Origin of the sequence: Vibrio qingdaonensis (assembly GCF_026191675.1) — a bacterium.
Taxonomy (GTDB): Bacteria; Pseudomonadota; Gammaproteobacteria; order Enterobacterales; family Vibrionaceae; genus Vibrio; species Vibrio qingdaonensis.
Map to the genome: position 1 here is coordinate 102097 of NZ_JAKRRY010000015.1, position 14990 is coordinate 117086.

Below are 14990 nucleotides of genomic sequence, written 5' to 3' on the forward strand. Positions count from 1 at the left end.
TTAACGAACGTAACTGATGAGGTTGCAAGATTCAGGGTCTTTAAAAATACGTAATGACATGCCGTAAATTTCACTCAGCGATGCTTCTGTCATCACATCATTCGGGGCACCATCAACAACGATTTTGCCTCGCTTGAGTGCCACTAGCCTGTCGCTAAACCGGGCGGCCATATTGACGTCGTGTATCACCATGATCACGGTGAGTCCTAAACTTTGATTAAGCTCGCGGATCAGCTTTAGTAATTCATATTGATGGGTCACATCCAATGCTGACGTAGGTTCATCTAGCAAGATGCACGACGTTTGCTGAGCCAATAGCATAGCGACCCATGCCCGTTGGCGCTCTCCTCCAGAAAGCGTGCTGACAAATCGATCTGCGAATGCCATTAAGCCCACTCGGTCAATCGCTTCTTCAACAATACGATGGTCATCGTGGGTATACCGCCCTAACACTCCTTTCCAAGGATAGCGGCCAAACATCACTAACTCACGAACGGTCACGCCATCCGTGACAGGAGGGTGCTGAGGAAGGTATGCCACTTTTTTTGCAAACTCTTTTGCTGTCAGACCCTCAATATCTTGATCTTCTAGCATGACTTCACCTGAAGACACTTGGTTTTGACGGCTTAACAATTTAATCAGACTTGATTTTCCACTGCCATTGTGTCCAAGCAAAGAGGTCACTTCACCCGCGTTAAAGCTCAAATCAAACGGCGCTAATATTTCATGCGACCCTATGTGGTAACTGGCTTGCCTTAATGAAAACATAATCTAGGAGCTATCTCGCGCTATGCGCAACGTTAATTAATGACGAAATTAATTTGATTGCGAATGAGAAAAATTTGTATCCGCATTATAATTACTTTAAAGTCTGCTGTCATTACCCTATGAAAACTCATTGATATGCTTAACGATACGTCCATTGCTGGTAGTGCACGAGCTTCAAATACATCGCTCTACACTATTTGTTTATTTGCGTCACTTATTGGGTTTGGGCAAAATGCTCTTCTTGTCTCATTGCCAACGCTGGTGGCAACCACAGACATCACCATCGCAAGTTGGTCTGTGCTAATTGCCATTGGAACCGTGTTGTTCATCCCTACCGCACCTTACTGGGGAAAACGCAGTGATCGACGTGGTCCTAAGTCTATTGTCTTAACCGCGCTATTGGGGCTTTCTCTATGCTTTTCAGGTATGGCCGCGATCTTGTATGCCCTCGATAAAGCGTTACTGACAACCACCGCAGCGCTAGTGCTGCTCGCAATGCTAAGAATCGTTTATGGGGTTACTGTCTCTGGGTTGGTCCCAGCATGCCAGCATTGGGCGATATTAACGGTTGGGGAACAACATCGATTATCCGCTATCACTTCCATCAGCGCATCGCTAAGTATGGGCCGAGTTCTTAGCCCTGTATTGGCCGTTGCTCTGATAAAACTCGACCCTTTGTTCGCCATCACAGTGGTCGGATTCGCCGCTTTAGGGTTGTTCGTTGTCTGCCTCATGACACCAGCATTGACACCAAAACCCATGGCACACACCGTGTTAGATAAGCCAATAACCATGACGATTCCACGCTATCTCATCATTGCACTGTTACTTTGTTCGGCCCTGGGTGTGCTGCATTACTCTCTCACTCCTTTACTAAGCGCAGTCTCTTCCCTTTCGGCTGAATCTCTCTCTGATTGGGTCGGATACTTGTTAACCCTCAGTGCGATCGTCACACTCGCAACCCAGATAGGGGTCGTCAAAAAGAAAAAACTGTCTCTGGAGCAAATGCTATTTTGGGGTGGCCTGTTACTCATGATCGGCTATTCACTGTTTCTCTTTGCCAACATCACCGCCTATTTAATCGGCATCAGTATATTGTCTGTGGGCAATGCCATCTTGACCCCGGCCTACACGACCAAAGCCATGAGTAAACAAAGTGGTCATCAGGGACAGATCAGTGGTTTACTGGCCACCAGCCACACCTTAGGCTTTGCTCTCTCGGCGCTCTTTGTCGCCGCAAGCACTTCACTATTCATTAACCCCCTATGGTTTAGCGTATTATTTGCTGTTGCGTTATTTACCACCATCACATCCATGTCCTTTCAGCGAGGGCTAGAAACTAGAAACTAGAAACTAGAAACTAGAAACTAGAAACTAGAAACTAGAAAAAATAATCGCTACCCAAAAAATACCTACTTACAAGACAAAAAAAGCCCCTCATATAGAGGGGCAAAAGTTCCATCGCTTATAGTTATAGTGATTATTTAGCTTGAGTTATCTTAATTTGTGCGCTCATCCGCTCCATCAAGATAACGACAAAAACGTTAAAGTTAACCAAAGTCACCGTTCACGTAACCTTGAGTACGATCATCACTAGGGTTAGAGAAGATCACTTGAGTATCGTTATGCTCGACCAACTCACCCATTAAGAAGAAAGCAGTGCGATCTGAAATACGACGAGCTTGCTGCATCGAGTGAGTCACAATAACAATGGTGTAGTCTTTTTTAAGCTCTTCCATCAACTCTTCGATCTTATGCGTTGCAATAGGATCGAGTGCCGACGTTGGCTCATCCATTAAGATGACATCCGGCTCCATTGCAATAGTACGCGCGATACACAAACGTTGCTGCTGACCGCCAGAAAGACCAAATGCGTGCGACTTAAGACGGTCTTTTACCTCATCCCAAAGCGCCGCGCCGCGTAATGAACGCTCAACGACCATGTCGATGTGCTTCTTGTCTTTAATGCCTTGAGCACGCAAACCAAACGCCACGTTCTCGTAAATACTCATTGGAAATGGGTTTGGTTTTTGGAATACCATGCCTACTCGGATACGTAAATCTGATACATCGATATTGCCGTAGATGTCTGTGCCATCCATTTCAAGCAAACCGTTAATTTTAACGCCTTCAATCAAATCATTCATACGATTCAAGCAACGCAGCAATGTTGACTTGCCACAACCAGAAGGGCCAATCAGCGCCGTCACTTGACGGGTTGGGATAGGCAAGTTGATCGATTTAAGCGCTTGGTTCTCACCATAAAATAGGTTTAGGTTTTCAATGTTAAATTTGTTCATTATCTATAATCTCTTCATTCTTAATGTCGTGGTTTTGCAACGTGCACTCTTTGTGTTCTGGTGACGTTGCAGACGTTCTGCTATTCGAACTGGCGTGTCTATTAATAGGTTGCCGTGTTAAAGCGGCTTGCAATCAACTTGGTTACCATGTTGATTAGTAGCACTAATACGATAAGCACTGTGGCGGTACCGTAGGCTTGGTTCCACTCTTCAATAGTAAACAGCTCAGTCGTGAGTTTGTATAAGTGAACCGTTAAGGTACGGCCTGAATCCAATAGTGAATCTGGGATTCGGGCTACCATGCCTGCTGTTAAGAACACAGGCGCTGACTCACCAATGACACGACCAATACTAAGAATGACCGACGTTAAGATACCTGGCATTGCACTTGGCAAGATTAAGCGCCAGATAGTATAGATTTTTGAGGCACCCAAACCGTAAGACCCTTCACGGTAAGTTTGTGGTACCGACATTAAGGCTTCTTCAGTAGTACGAATAATGACCGGAAGAATCAAAATACTTAATGTAAGCGCACCGGACAAAATCGAGAAGCCAAGGCCTAGAATGGCAACGAAGAACGTCATACCAAACAAGCCAAAGATAATCGATGGAATACCTGCTAGAGACTCGGTACAGAAACGAATCACTTTAACCAATTTACTGCCAACTTTGGCATATTCGGTCAAGTAGATTGCTGTCATGATGCCAAGAGGTGCTGCCACTGCAATAGACGCAATCACCATGTAAATTGTTGAGATGATCATCGGGAAAATGCCGTGCTCATCGCCGGTACGAGTGTAATCGTCGGTAATGAAACTCCAGCTTACATGTTGAAGACCATTGGATAAAATGTACCAAATAATCCAAAACAAAAATCCAACGGTAAGGGCTGCAGACGCCCAAACAAATACACTCAGCAACGTATCTTTATTCTTACGTGCTTGTTTTAGTTTTACAGTATCCATAATCGTTACTTCGCTTTTTCACGGTTCAAGTACAATAGTGCAGCATTGAGCATCATAATGAAGACCAATAACACAACGCCCGTCGCGTACAGTGCATTGGCGTGAATGCCACTTGCATAGGACATTTCAATGGCAATGTTCGCTGTCAGGGTACGAGCAGAGTCTAAAATCCCTTCTGGCATCGCAGGGGCATTACCCATCACCATGATGATTGCCATGGTTTCACCCAATGCACGACCAATACCCAAAATGACGCCCGTCATGATGCCGGAACGCGCCGCCGGTACGAGTAGCTTAAAGATAGTGAATATCTTTGAAGCCCCTAACGCTAAAGAGCCTTCTTTATACGCATGAGGTACCGCACGAATTGAGGTTTCAGAAACCGTAATAACCGTTGGGAGAATCATAATGCCTAACACGATAATACCGGCTAGGATCGTGTTACCTGCTGGTACTTGAAACACTTGCTGAATTAACGGAACGATAATAACCAGACCGAAGAAACCGTACACCACTGATGGGATACCCGCTAACAGTTCCACGGCAGGGCGAATGATATCCGCCACTCGTTTCGGGGCAATTTCAGCAATAAAGATGGCCGTTAATACGCCAATTGGCACACCAACTACAACGGCACCAAGCGTGGATACAACGGAAGCAACAATCATCGTTGCAACACCGTATAACGCAGGTGGTAACCAGTTTTGACCTAGGACGATTCCAGAAACACCCGCAGCTTGGAACGCTGGAATACTTTCTCGAACAATGAAGTAGGCGATAACGGCAAGGGAAACAATGCCAATCACTGCGCTGGATAAAAACAGTCCGTGGAAAATACGTTCTTTCCAGTCGACTTTTTTCTTGGCCTTCAGGCTACGTGCTGCAGCTTGAGTCGCTTGTTCGCTCATAAGCTTCTCACTATTTGTTGCGATGGTCATAATTAAACTTCTATTTGTCGATAATTCGAAAGATAGAGAAAAGGCCCAGCCCCAAAGTGTGGGCTGAGCAATATTGATTCTTTACTTACAGATTAGTTTACTGAGATGTAACCTTTCTGTTCTACTAGCGCTTGAGCGTCATCTTCAAGCATCCAATCTAGGAATTTTTGAGTTTCTGCTGAAGGCTTACCTTCTTTGTATAAGACAAGGAATGGACGCGCTACTTTGTAAGAGCCGTTTTTCACGTTGTCTACTGTTGCTGGTGTGCCATCGATTTCTAGAGCATGAACGGATTGGTCAACCGTGCCTAGAGAGATGTAACCGATAGCGTATGGGTTGCTTGCTACCATTGTTTTTAGTGCGCCGTTACCGTTAGCAACTTGAGCACGCTGAGAGATAGCAGTTACTTTCATGCCACTGATTTTTTGCTTAAGGCTCATGATGTCTTCAAATGCACCGCGAGTACCTGACGCTGTGTCACGAGTGATAGCAACGATAGGCTTATCAGCACCGCCAACATCTTTCCAGTTAGTCACGTCACCTTTATAGATAGCCGTTACTTGCTCAGCTGTCAGACCCTTTAGGTCGTTCGCTGGGTTAACAACAACCGCGATGCCGTCACGAGCAACAACTTCTTCTACTAGAGTCGACTCTTTTTCTTCCGCTTTAAGGTTACGAGAAGACATGCCTAAATCAGCAGAACCGTTTTTCGCTGCTTTAACGCCTGCAGAAGAACCCGGTCCTTGGACTTCAATGTAAACGTTTGAGTGTTGCTTCATATATGTTTCTGAGAAAACTTCCATCAGTGGCGTTACGCTGCTAGAACCTACCGCAGAGATAGTTTCTTTAGCTGAAGCTGGAGTCACTGCGAGTGCGCCTAGTAGTGCGATAGCACCGATAACTGTCTTTTTCATCACAATTTCCTTTATTGGCTTGATTGCCTGTTTCATTTCAACGAGGTCAAGATTAGAGGCTAAATATGACAGTTGTGTTTCACTAAATTGAAAGGTGTATGACAGTGCCATTTTTTTTACGCGGAGCAAAAAACAGTCATTAGCCATAAATTCAGTAAGTTGCAGACAGTACTGATGCTTTTATCGCCAAAAAGATGACTTTCAACTGAGTATAGTTGTCACATTTCTCGACCATTTAACCTGTTGGCTGTCATAAACCAGAGTCGTTGCGTCTCTTTACTGCTTAGGAAACGCAGTCATCATTCAATTGATTTAAATCAACAATAGCTCCGATTTGTTTTTATGGTCGCTTGATAACCAGGATGAATAGAATTTCGGACAAATTGCTTTGTGGCTCTATACTTAAGTAATGATAGTTACGTTAGTTGTTAATCTATGAATATTGATGCGAGATATCATCAATCTTATCCAGCTTATTTAAGACTACGATTTCCGCTTCTATTCTAAACTCGATTTTTTGTGAACAACTACATAGTTACTTTCATCCATTAATCATAAACTACCTGCACTAACACTTCTTAATACAAGAAGTTTGCTTTCTATATTTATATTATTAGTTTCAACGTGGTACTTGATATAACTTAATATATTCTACTGGCGTTCTATTTGGTGGTCACTGGATAGAATAAGGAGAAAGCTATGACTACACAAACGATACCCCAAAAAACCAATAAACGGGGGTTCTTTGCTAATTTCAAGTTCCCATCCGCTTATACCATTCTATTTATCTTAATTGCACTCGTGGCAATGTTGACTTGGATAATTCCTGCTGGGCAATATGACCGAGTAATGAACGATGACCTAGGTCGTGAAGTGCCTGTCACCGGAACGTATCAATCTGTTGAAAGTAATCCACAAGGTGTCATTGATGTCTTACTGGCACCCATTGATGGTTTCTACGACCACAATACCTATGAAGCCGCCGCTATTGATGTCTCTTTATTTATCTTAGTTATTGGTGGTTTTCTAGGGTTGGTGACGAAAACTGGCGCCATTGATGCAGGTATTGAACGTGTCACCGCTCGGCTACATGGCCGAGAAGAGCTCATGATTCCAATCCTGATGGCGTTATTCGCGGCAGGTGGCACAGTGTATGGCATGGCGGAAGAGTCTCTCCCCTTTTATACCTTGTTAGTCCCAGTCATGATGGCGGCTCGCTTCGATCCATTGGTCGCTGCGGCAACCGTACTCCTTGGTGCTGGTATAGGCGTACTAGGCTCAACCATTAACCCATTTGCGACGGTTATTGCTGCCAATGCTTCGGGAATACCCTTTACCGACGGTATAATGCTGCGCGTATTCATGTTGGTTGCCGGCTGGGGGATTTGTGTCGCCTATGTCATGCGCTACGCTAGAATGGTACAAAAAGACCAAACTAAGTCGATCGTATACGACAAATATGAAGAGAACAAAGCACATTTTCTTGGCAATCAAAACGGAGAAAAACTCGAATTTACCATGACACGCAAAGTCATCTTAGCTATCTTCGCGGGTTCTTTTGCTGTCATGATTTATGGTGTATCTGTCGCCGGTTGGTGGATGGCCGAAATATCTGCGATGTTCCTCGCCGCGACTATTCTGGTTGGGCTCGTCGCAAGAATGAGCGAAGAAGATTTTACCAATAGCTTTATTGATGGCGCACGAGACCTTCTTGGCGTTGCACTCATTATTGGTATCGCACGCGGCATCGTCGTGATTATGGACCGTGGAATGATTACAGATACCATTCTGAATTCAGCAGAGCATATGATTACCGGTCTGTCTTCAGTCGTATTTATTAATGTGATGTTCTTTTTAGAAATACTGCTGTCATTCCTAGTACCATCAACGTCGGGACTTGCTGTTCTTACCATGCCAATCATGGCGCCATTAGCCGATTTTGCTGGCGTTGGACGTGAGCTCGTGATCACGGCATATCAATCAGCATCGGGACTGGTCAATCTCATCACCCCAACATCCGCCGTGGTTATGGGTGGTCTTGCGATTGCCAAAGTGCCCTATGTTCGATGGGTTAAGTGGGTCGCACCATTACTCGGAATTTTGACCGTATTTTGTGTCATCGTGCTCAGTATCGGTGCGCTAATCGCGTAATGAAACGCAGCTAATACAAATACACCTAAATACAAGGCTCCTCTATATTGCAATTTTAGTTAACCACTACAAATATATAGCGGACACGACCTAACGCAACACATCGCTCTATCAGGATGTGTTGCGTTTGTATATCGCTAACCTTAGCCCTTCATTACATCTCTCTACTCACATCTAAACGCGAACACACCGTGCTAAACGCTAAATCCTACTAAGGTACAGACAAAACCTTAAAGCGACCACGTGCGGCTCACCAGTGCCATAGGCTTAGACCACGCGCTTTTATACGTTCTCTTTCATCACACCAATTAAGCTCATTGGCAAATATATTCGCTTCAACTTTGTCATTTTACTATCGAACTTAATTCGATACTCTATCAATAAAGAATCCTATTAATATTCTTTTACCTTGGGATTAATATAGGTAAGTCATATTAATTAGAATTTTTAATGACACATCTTAAAAACTGAAACCCCACCAGCATAAAACTGTGATATAAGTAACAAATTACCACACTAAGTTTGTTGCAAAATTATTAATTCACATTGAAAAATAATATATCTAGCGGTTATGAGTGCATAAATACTCTCACAGGTCGCACTTTAGTGATTTTGCAATTGCATGAAATTCTGCCTGCAAACCAAAACAACACTCAGATTGAATGAAATATGAATATTATTCCATTCAACTAGCTATTAAATTTTAGCATGCGTAAATCCACGCTGAATACATATTGTTATTTAACAGGTCATTTCAGGTTTTGAGCAATAAAATACATTTGTGATTGAACTCAAATAATCACTTCGAATATTGAGTAATATAAATAACACCACGACAAAGCTAATAAATAAAACGTACCCTAACTATGATGGTTTATTAACAATCAATAACCGTCATATAATAAGAGAGATAAGATCATGAATAAACTTTATGTCGGTTCAGAAGTTGGTCAACTACGTCGCGTACTAATTCATCGCCCAAGACGCGCTCTTACTCACTTAACGCCTTCTAACTGCCACGACTTGCTGTTCGACGACGTATTGTCCGTAGAGCGCGCTGGCGATGAGCATGATGTATTTGCACAAACGTTAAGAGACCAAGGCGTTGAAGTCTTACTACTCACTAACTTACTTGCAGAAACACTTGCCGTACCAGAAGCAAAAGAATGGTTATTGAATACACAGATCTCTAATTATCGTTTTGGCCCTACCTTTGCCAATGACGTTCGTTGCTACCTTGGCGACATTCCTAACCTAGAGTTAGCGAAGATACTGACTGGCGGCTTATCCTTTGGTGAAATGCCAATGAGATCTTCCTCTATATTGCAGTCTATGCATAAACCAACCGATTTCATTATCGACCCACTGCCTAATCACTTATTCACTCGTGATACGTCTTGCTGGGTTTATGGCGGTGTTTCAATCAACCCAATGGCTAAAGTCGCTCGTCAAAGAGAGACCAACCATGTCAGGGCTATCTATCGCTGGCACCCAACCTTTGCTGGCCAAGATTTTGTCAAGTATTTCGGAGACGAAGAAAAATCCTATGACCGCTCTACCATTGAAGGTGGCGACGTACTTGTCATCGGCAAGGGCTCAGTATTAATCGGTATGTCTGAAAGAACCACTCCTCAAGGGGTAGAACAACTGGCATCCGGGTTGTTCAAACACGGCCAAGCGAAACAAATTATCGCCCTTGAACTCCCGAAAGATCGCTCATGCATGCATTTAGATACCGTTATGACACACATGCGTGAAGATACCTTCTCCGTTTACCCAAATGTCATTCCTGACGATGTGAAATGCTGGAGTCTAACGGGTGATGAATCCGGTTTTGTCAAAGCCAAACAGCAAGACTCCTACATTCATACGATTGAGAAGGCCCTGCAAGTCGACAAACTCAACCTCATCACAACAGGTGGCGATAACTTCGAAGCAGAGCGTGAACAGTGGAATGACGCGAATAACGTGCTGACGGTGAAGCCGGGTGTGGTTATCGGTTACGAACGTAATACCTATACCAATGAGAAATACGACAAGGCTGGTATCACAGTACTACCAATTCCTGGCGATGAGTTAGGGCGTGGACGTGGTGGTGCTCGCTGCATGAGCTGCCCAATTGAACGAGATGGCATCTAAAAAGCACGAATAGACAAGACTACGTCACTCTCATATATCTCTATGGGCAAAGCGAACCACTTTGCCCTAGTAATAGGAAGTTAAATCATGACTAAACAAACCATTGTTGTTGCCCTTGGTGGAAACGCATTATTGCGCCGAGGCGAGCCACTAGAAGCTGACGTGCAACGTCATAATATAGAAATTGCCGTAAACACCATTTCCAAAATTGCCGAAGAATATAATGTCGTCCTCGTTCATGGCAACGGTCCACAAGTAGGATTACTGGCGCTACAAGGCCTGGAGTACAAGAAAGTCAACCCGTACCCACTTGACGTACTAGGCAGTGAAACCCAAGGCATGATTGGCTACATGCTGATGCAAGAGTTCAAAAATCAAATGCCTGCAGTTAATGTTACATGCATGCTGACACAAATGACGGTTGATCCAAACGATCCCGCTTTTGCTGACCCGACCAAACCGATTGGCCCGGTTTATAGCAAAGAAGAAGCGTGCGAGTTAGCCGAGAAATTCAACTGGACCGTAAAACCCGATGGCGAATTCTTCCGCCGCGTCGTCCCTAGCCCTCAGCCTACTGGCATCGTTGAACATGAGGCAATCACTACGCTCATTGACCAAGGACACTTGGTCATTTGTACTGGCGGTGGTGGTATTCCAGTCAAAAGAGAGAATGGCAAGCTTGTTGGTGTCGAAGCCGTCATCGACAAAGACATGTCAGCGGCGTACCTAGCAAGACAACTCAACGCCGATGCTCTATTGATCCTAACCGACGCCGACGCCGTCTACCTTGATTGGGGTAAACCAACCCAACACGCGCTGCGCTCAACCACACCAAGTGAACTCGCGAAACACCAATTCGATGCAGGCTCAATGGGACCCAAAATTGAAGCCTCATGTGAATTCATCAACCATGGCGGAAAAGTAGTTGGTATCGGTTCACTAGAGCAAGGAATTAAGATCCTAGAAGGGACTGCTGGCACCAATATTGTCAAAGGCTAACCGCCTATTTACAAACAAATCACTAGATAGAGTTCAACATACTCAATACCTAACTGAACTCTATCATCACATAGATAATATCGGTCGCATGCATCGCGACTAATCAAAAAGGAAATCATCATGGCTTTTAATCTTCGTAACCGTAACTTCCTTAAACTACTTGATTTTACTCCACGTGAAATTCAGCACTTTTTAGACTTGTCAGCTGAGCTTAAAAAAGCCAAATACAATGGCTACGAGCAGCCGCGCCTAAAAGGCAAAAATATCGCTCTCATCTTTGAAAAAACATCCACACGTACGCGCTGTGCATTCGAAGTCGCGGCGTTTGACCAAGGCGCTCAAGTTTCTTACCTTGGCCCAACAGGCTCACAAATCGGCCACAAAGAATCCATGAAAGACACAGCTCGCGTTCTAGGCAGAATGTACGATGGCATTGAGTATCGTGGCTTTGGACAAGAAATCGTCGAAGAGCTAGGTGCTTACGCTGGCGTTCCAGTTTGGAATGGTTTGACGGATGAATTCCACCCAACTCAAATCCTCGCTGACTTCTTAACGATGATGGAGCATGGTCGTGGCAAGCAATTGCATGAAATCAAGTTTGCTTACTTGGGTGATGCTCGTAACAACATGGGTAATTCATTGATGGTGGGCGCGGCGAAAATGGGTATGGATATTCGCCTTGTCGCACCAAAGCAGTTCTGGCCTGAAGCTTCTTTAGTGGCTCAATGCCAAGAGATTGCGACGCAGACTGGTGCGAAAATCACGCTGACAGACGACGTAAGCGAAGGCGTTCAAGGCTGTGATTTCCTTTATACTGACGTTTGGGTATCAATGGGAGAAGCAAAAGAAGCGTGGGCTGAGCGCATTAACTTAATGCTTCCGTATCAAGTGAACATGGACATGCTAAAGGCTACGGGTAACCCACACGTGAAGTTTATGCATTGCTTACCGGCGTTCCATGGCGAAGATACCGTTGTTGGTAAATCTCTTGCTAAAGACTACCCTATCTTGGCGCAAGGGTGTGAAGTCACTGATGAGGTAGTGGAATCTGAGCACTCGATTGTTTTTGATGAAGCAGAAAACAGAATGCACACCATCAAAGCGGTGATGGTTGCAACGCTAGGCGACTAATTATTATCTCGTTTACAAGCCGAGCCTTATTTACAAATATACCATTAAGGTAACTATGAATAAGGCTCGCATAATTTTTCACTTTCCCTTACTGACATCCCCTTTATTCTATTCATCAATATAGATAAACAAGGCCTCTGGCAGGGACTAAAAAGGATGGCAGTTTGGATAATTATCCAATTTATGGATACTTTACCAAGCATATTGAACGATAGTAATTTCACCGTATAATCTATATAAATTGACGAGAGATTATTCATGAAAAATAAGAGCCACCCACTTATCGACTCTAAAAATAAAAACTCAACAAATAATTTCTTTCATTGTTGTTGTACTAAATAGCCTCCTCTTCATAGGAGGCTTTTTTATATCTAATTGGCTATAATTAAGGAGAAATGTGTCATGCCACATTCACTATTTAATAAACACATCATTTCTATACCGGAGCTTAGTCGTAAAGAGTTGGAGCTGATTGTAGAAACCGCTACACGCCTCAAGGCGGAGCCCAATCCGGAGCTGCTTAAGAACAAAGTCATCGCTAGTTGCTTCTTCGAGCCATCAACTCGAACCCGCCTCTCTTTTGAAACTGCTGTCCAGCGCTTAGGAGGAACGGTCATTGGCTTCGATAATGGCGGCAACACCTCCCTAGCTAAAAAAGGCGAAACTCTTGCAGACTCCGTTCAAGTCATCGCTTCTTACGTCGATGCTTTTGTCATGCGTCATCCTCAAGAAGGTGCTGCAAGACTCGCCTCTGAGTTTTCCAATCACGTTCCTATCATTAATGGCGGTGATGGGGCTAACCAGCACCCAACCCAAACCTTGCTCGACCTATTTTCTATCTATGAAACACAAGGGACGCTTGATAACTTGAACGTAGCTTTTGTCGGGGATCTAAAATACGGACGCACCGTGCACTCACTCACCCAAGCACTGGCTAAATTTAATAACATTCGCTTTTTCTTTATCGCACCTGATGCTTTAGCGATGCCAGATTATATCTGTGAGGATCTTGACCAAGCCGATATCCGTTACAGCCTGCACTCCAACATAGAAGAAGTCGCACCTGAGCTGGATGTACTGTATATGACCCGAGTGCAAAAAGAACGATTTGACGAATCTGAATACGCTCATATTAAGTCTGCCTTTATACTCACAACGGAGACGTTAAAAGGAGCACGGCCTAACTTAAGAGTGCTTCATCCGCTTCCTCGTGTCGATGAAATCACAACCGATGTTGATAAAACACCACACGCCTATTACTTCCAACAAGCAGAGAATGGGGTTTACGCCCGAGAGGCTCTGCTTGCCCTTGTTCTATCTGAATCTCTACACGTGTAAAAGGAGCCGAACTATGACTAAGCAAACCAAACTTCAGGTAGAAGCCATTCGCAATGGTTCAGTTATCGACCATATCCCTGCTAATGTAGGCATAAAAATACTAAAACTGTTCAAGATGCACAAAAGTGAACAGCGGGTCACCATTGGCCTCAATCTTCCGTCATCGGCACTAGGTGCCAAAGATATCATTAAAATAGAGAATATTTATCTGACCGAAGATCAGGCGAATCAGCTTGCACTATATGCTCCTCAAGCTACCGTTAATCAAATAGAAGAGTACAATGTCGTCAATAAGCTCACGCTTGAATTACCCCACCAAATTGAAAGTATATTTCAATGCCCGAACAGTAATTGTATTTCGCATGGCGAACCGGTTGAGAGCCGCTTTTATGTCGTAAATAAAAACCGTGATATTCAATTAAAATGTCATTATTGTGAAAAAGTATTCTCTCGAAGCATCGTAAAAGAGAAAAAATAATCCAGATGGCTTAATGTTGATTATGGGTATTTATCCTAAAAGCTGAATAAATATCCATTTCAACACAAAAAAAAGAATATCAATAATGTTAACTCACCGTCACTTATTAATAACCATTAAGTGTTAGAATACCAGAAGATCTACAAAGTTTAGGAAGCTAAGATCAGATGATACGGTTGCAAAGCACTTTAATTAACACAGACTATTTGGCTAGCTCTACATCCGGACTTCTTAGCTTCATATAAAAGATTTTCTCACTCCAAGGGCTTGGAGTGTGTCACAACAAGGAAAGGTTCGTTCATTCCATATAAGAAGGAGTTACTATGAACGAGACTCTTGAATTAACCGAAGCCGATGACAAAACACTCACGGCTGCGTGCAAGAAACTATTACAGCAACAGAGCTTTACGACCCAGAATAAGTTACGAGAAGCCTTAGTCAGTATCGGCTTTGTTGGAATAAGCCAATCCACCGTATCGCGATTGCTTTCCCAACTAGGGGTTATCAAAGTCCAAAATGCATGTGGTAAAAAAGCATACTGCTTAACCGTCGAGAATGCGCCAGTACGCGTTGAATCTTCGATCTCATCGCAGATAGAGTTCATTACCCATAACCAAGCCGTCGTGGTCGTCAAAACTCACCCAGGTAGCGCTCAACTTATCGCTAGATTAGTTGATATCGACCCCCATAATGAAATTCTGGGTACGGTCGGCGGTAATGATACTGTGCTGGTGATCCCTAAAAGCATCGCTGAGATTGATAAATGTGAACAGATCGTGCGAATTCGGTTAGGGGTACAATAGGCTAGATAGAGCAAACATCGATGTAAACACCTTTTATAAACAACCCATAAAAAAAGCCTCTAACGA

The 14990-nt window shown here is 43.8% G+C and carries 13 protein-coding genes; 8 read left to right on the top strand and 5 right to left on the bottom strand.

The window, feature by feature from the left end; genetic code table 11:
* On the bottom strand, window positions 1-768 hold the full coding sequence (locus MD535_RS12740) for an ABC transporter ATP-binding protein (RefSeq protein WP_265675396.1): 768 nt from the start codon (window positions 766-768) through the stop codon (window positions 1-3).
* 135 nt (window positions 769-903) lie between these two features.
* Here MD535_RS12740 and MD535_RS12745 point away from each other — a divergent pair, with 135 nt between their 5' ends.
* Entirely contained in the window at window positions 904-2118 is a 1215-nt protein-coding gene (locus MD535_RS12745; protein WP_265675397.1) for an MFS transporter, read from the top strand.
* Window positions 2119-2318: 200 nt separating this feature from the next.
* Here the strand turns inward: MD535_RS12745 and pstB are convergent, their stop codons facing one another.
* From pstB to MD535_RS12765, 4 genes are all read right to left on the bottom strand, one after another.
* The gene (gene pstB, locus MD535_RS12750) at window positions 2319-3068 is read right to left on the bottom strand and encodes a phosphate ABC transporter ATP-binding protein PstB (RefSeq protein WP_265675398.1); all 750 of its coding nucleotides are present in this window, start codon (window positions 3066-3068) and stop codon (window positions 2319-2321) included.
* Between the two features lie 101 nt (window positions 3069-3169).
* Window positions 3170-4033, bottom strand: coding sequence for a phosphate ABC transporter permease PstA (gene pstA / locus MD535_RS12755; protein ID WP_265675399.1), 864 nt, complete (start codon window positions 4031-4033; stop codon window positions 3170-3172).
* A 5-nt stretch (window positions 4034-4038) separates the two neighbouring features.
* On the bottom strand, window positions 4039-4971 hold the full coding sequence (gene pstC / locus MD535_RS12760) for a phosphate ABC transporter permease subunit PstC (RefSeq protein WP_265675400.1): 933 nt from the start codon (window positions 4969-4971) through the stop codon (window positions 4039-4041).
* A 92-nt stretch (window positions 4972-5063) separates the two neighbouring features.
* The gene (locus MD535_RS12765; RefSeq protein ID WP_265675401.1) at window positions 5064-5885 is read right to left on the bottom strand and encodes a phosphate ABC transporter substrate-binding protein; all 822 of its coding nucleotides are present in this window, start codon (window positions 5883-5885) and stop codon (window positions 5064-5066) included.
* Between the two features lie 699 nt (window positions 5886-6584).
* Between MD535_RS12765 and MD535_RS12770 the strand changes: the two genes are divergently transcribed.
* From MD535_RS12770 to MD535_RS12800, 7 genes are all read left to right on the top strand, one after another.
* Complete coding sequence (locus tag MD535_RS12770; RefSeq protein WP_265675402.1) at window positions 6585-8036, top strand: YfcC family protein; 1452 nt, start codon at window positions 6585-6587, stop codon at window positions 8034-8036.
* 918 nt (window positions 8037-8954) lie between these two features.
* Window positions 8955-10175 carry an arginine deiminase gene (arcA, locus tag MD535_RS12775; protein WP_265675403.1) on the top strand — a complete coding sequence of 407 codons (1221 nt, stop codon included), beginning with the start codon at window positions 8955-8957 and terminating at the stop codon, window positions 10173-10175.
* 87 nt (window positions 10176-10262) lie between these two features.
* A complete protein-coding gene (arcC, locus tag MD535_RS12780; RefSeq protein WP_265675404.1) occupies window positions 10263-11174 on the top strand; it encodes a carbamate kinase in 912 nt (303 codons plus the stop codon).
* Window positions 11175-11294: 120 nt separating this feature from the next.
* A complete protein-coding gene (locus tag MD535_RS12785) occupies window positions 11295-12305 on the top strand; it encodes an ornithine carbamoyltransferase (RefSeq protein WP_265675405.1) in 1011 nt (336 codons plus the stop codon).
* 402 nt (window positions 12306-12707) lie between these two features.
* Window positions 12708-13643, top strand: a complete 936-nt coding sequence (gene pyrB, locus MD535_RS12790; protein ID WP_265675406.1) for an aspartate carbamoyltransferase — start codon at window positions 12708-12710, stop codon at window positions 13641-13643.
* A gap of 13 nt (window positions 13644-13656) precedes the next feature.
* Window positions 13657-14121, top strand: a complete 465-nt coding sequence (pyrI, locus tag MD535_RS12795) for an aspartate carbamoyltransferase regulatory subunit (RefSeq protein WP_265675407.1) — start codon at window positions 13657-13659, stop codon at window positions 14119-14121.
* Between the two features lie 323 nt (window positions 14122-14444).
* The gene (locus MD535_RS12800) at window positions 14445-14924 is read left to right on the top strand and encodes an arginine repressor (protein WP_265675408.1); all 480 of its coding nucleotides are present in this window, start codon (window positions 14445-14447) and stop codon (window positions 14922-14924) included.
* The last annotated feature ends 66 nt before the right edge of the window (window positions 14925-14990 follow it).

Coding starts and splice junctions, on each gene's coding strand:
- MD535_RS12740 (WP_265675396.1), bottom strand. CDS start 768: ATGTTTTCATTAAGGCAAGCCAGTTACCACATAGGGTCGCATGAAATA.
- MD535_RS12745 (WP_265675397.1), top strand. CDS start 904: ATGCTTAACGATACGTCCATTGCTGGTAGTGCACGAGCTTCAAATACA.
- pstB (WP_265675398.1), bottom strand. CDS start 3,068: ATGAACAAATTTAACATTGAAAACCTAAACCTATTTTATGGTGAGAAC.
- pstA (WP_265675399.1), bottom strand. CDS start 4,033: ATGGATACTGTAAAACTAAAACAAGCACGTAAGAATAAAGATACGTTG.
- pstC (WP_265675400.1), bottom strand. CDS start 4,971: ATGACCATCGCAACAAATAGTGAGAAGCTTATGAGCGAACAAGCGACT.
- MD535_RS12765 (WP_265675401.1), bottom strand. CDS start 5,885: ATGAAAAAGACAGTTATCGGTGCTATCGCACTACTAGGCGCACTCGCA.
- MD535_RS12770 (WP_265675402.1), top strand. CDS start 6,585: ATGACTACACAAACGATACCCCAAAAAACCAATAAACGGGGGTTCTTT.
- arcA (WP_265675403.1), top strand. CDS start 8,955: ATGAATAAACTTTATGTCGGTTCAGAAGTTGGTCAACTACGTCGCGTA.
- arcC (WP_265675404.1), top strand. CDS start 10,263: ATGACTAAACAAACCATTGTTGTTGCCCTTGGTGGAAACGCATTATTG.
- MD535_RS12785 (WP_265675405.1), top strand. CDS start 11,295: ATGGCTTTTAATCTTCGTAACCGTAACTTCCTTAAACTACTTGATTTT.
- pyrB (WP_265675406.1), top strand. CDS start 12,708: ATGCCACATTCACTATTTAATAAACACATCATTTCTATACCGGAGCTT.
- pyrI (WP_265675407.1), top strand. CDS start 13,657: ATGACTAAGCAAACCAAACTTCAGGTAGAAGCCATTCGCAATGGTTCA.
- MD535_RS12800 (WP_265675408.1), top strand. CDS start 14,445: ATGAACGAGACTCTTGAATTAACCGAAGCCGATGACAAAACACTCACG.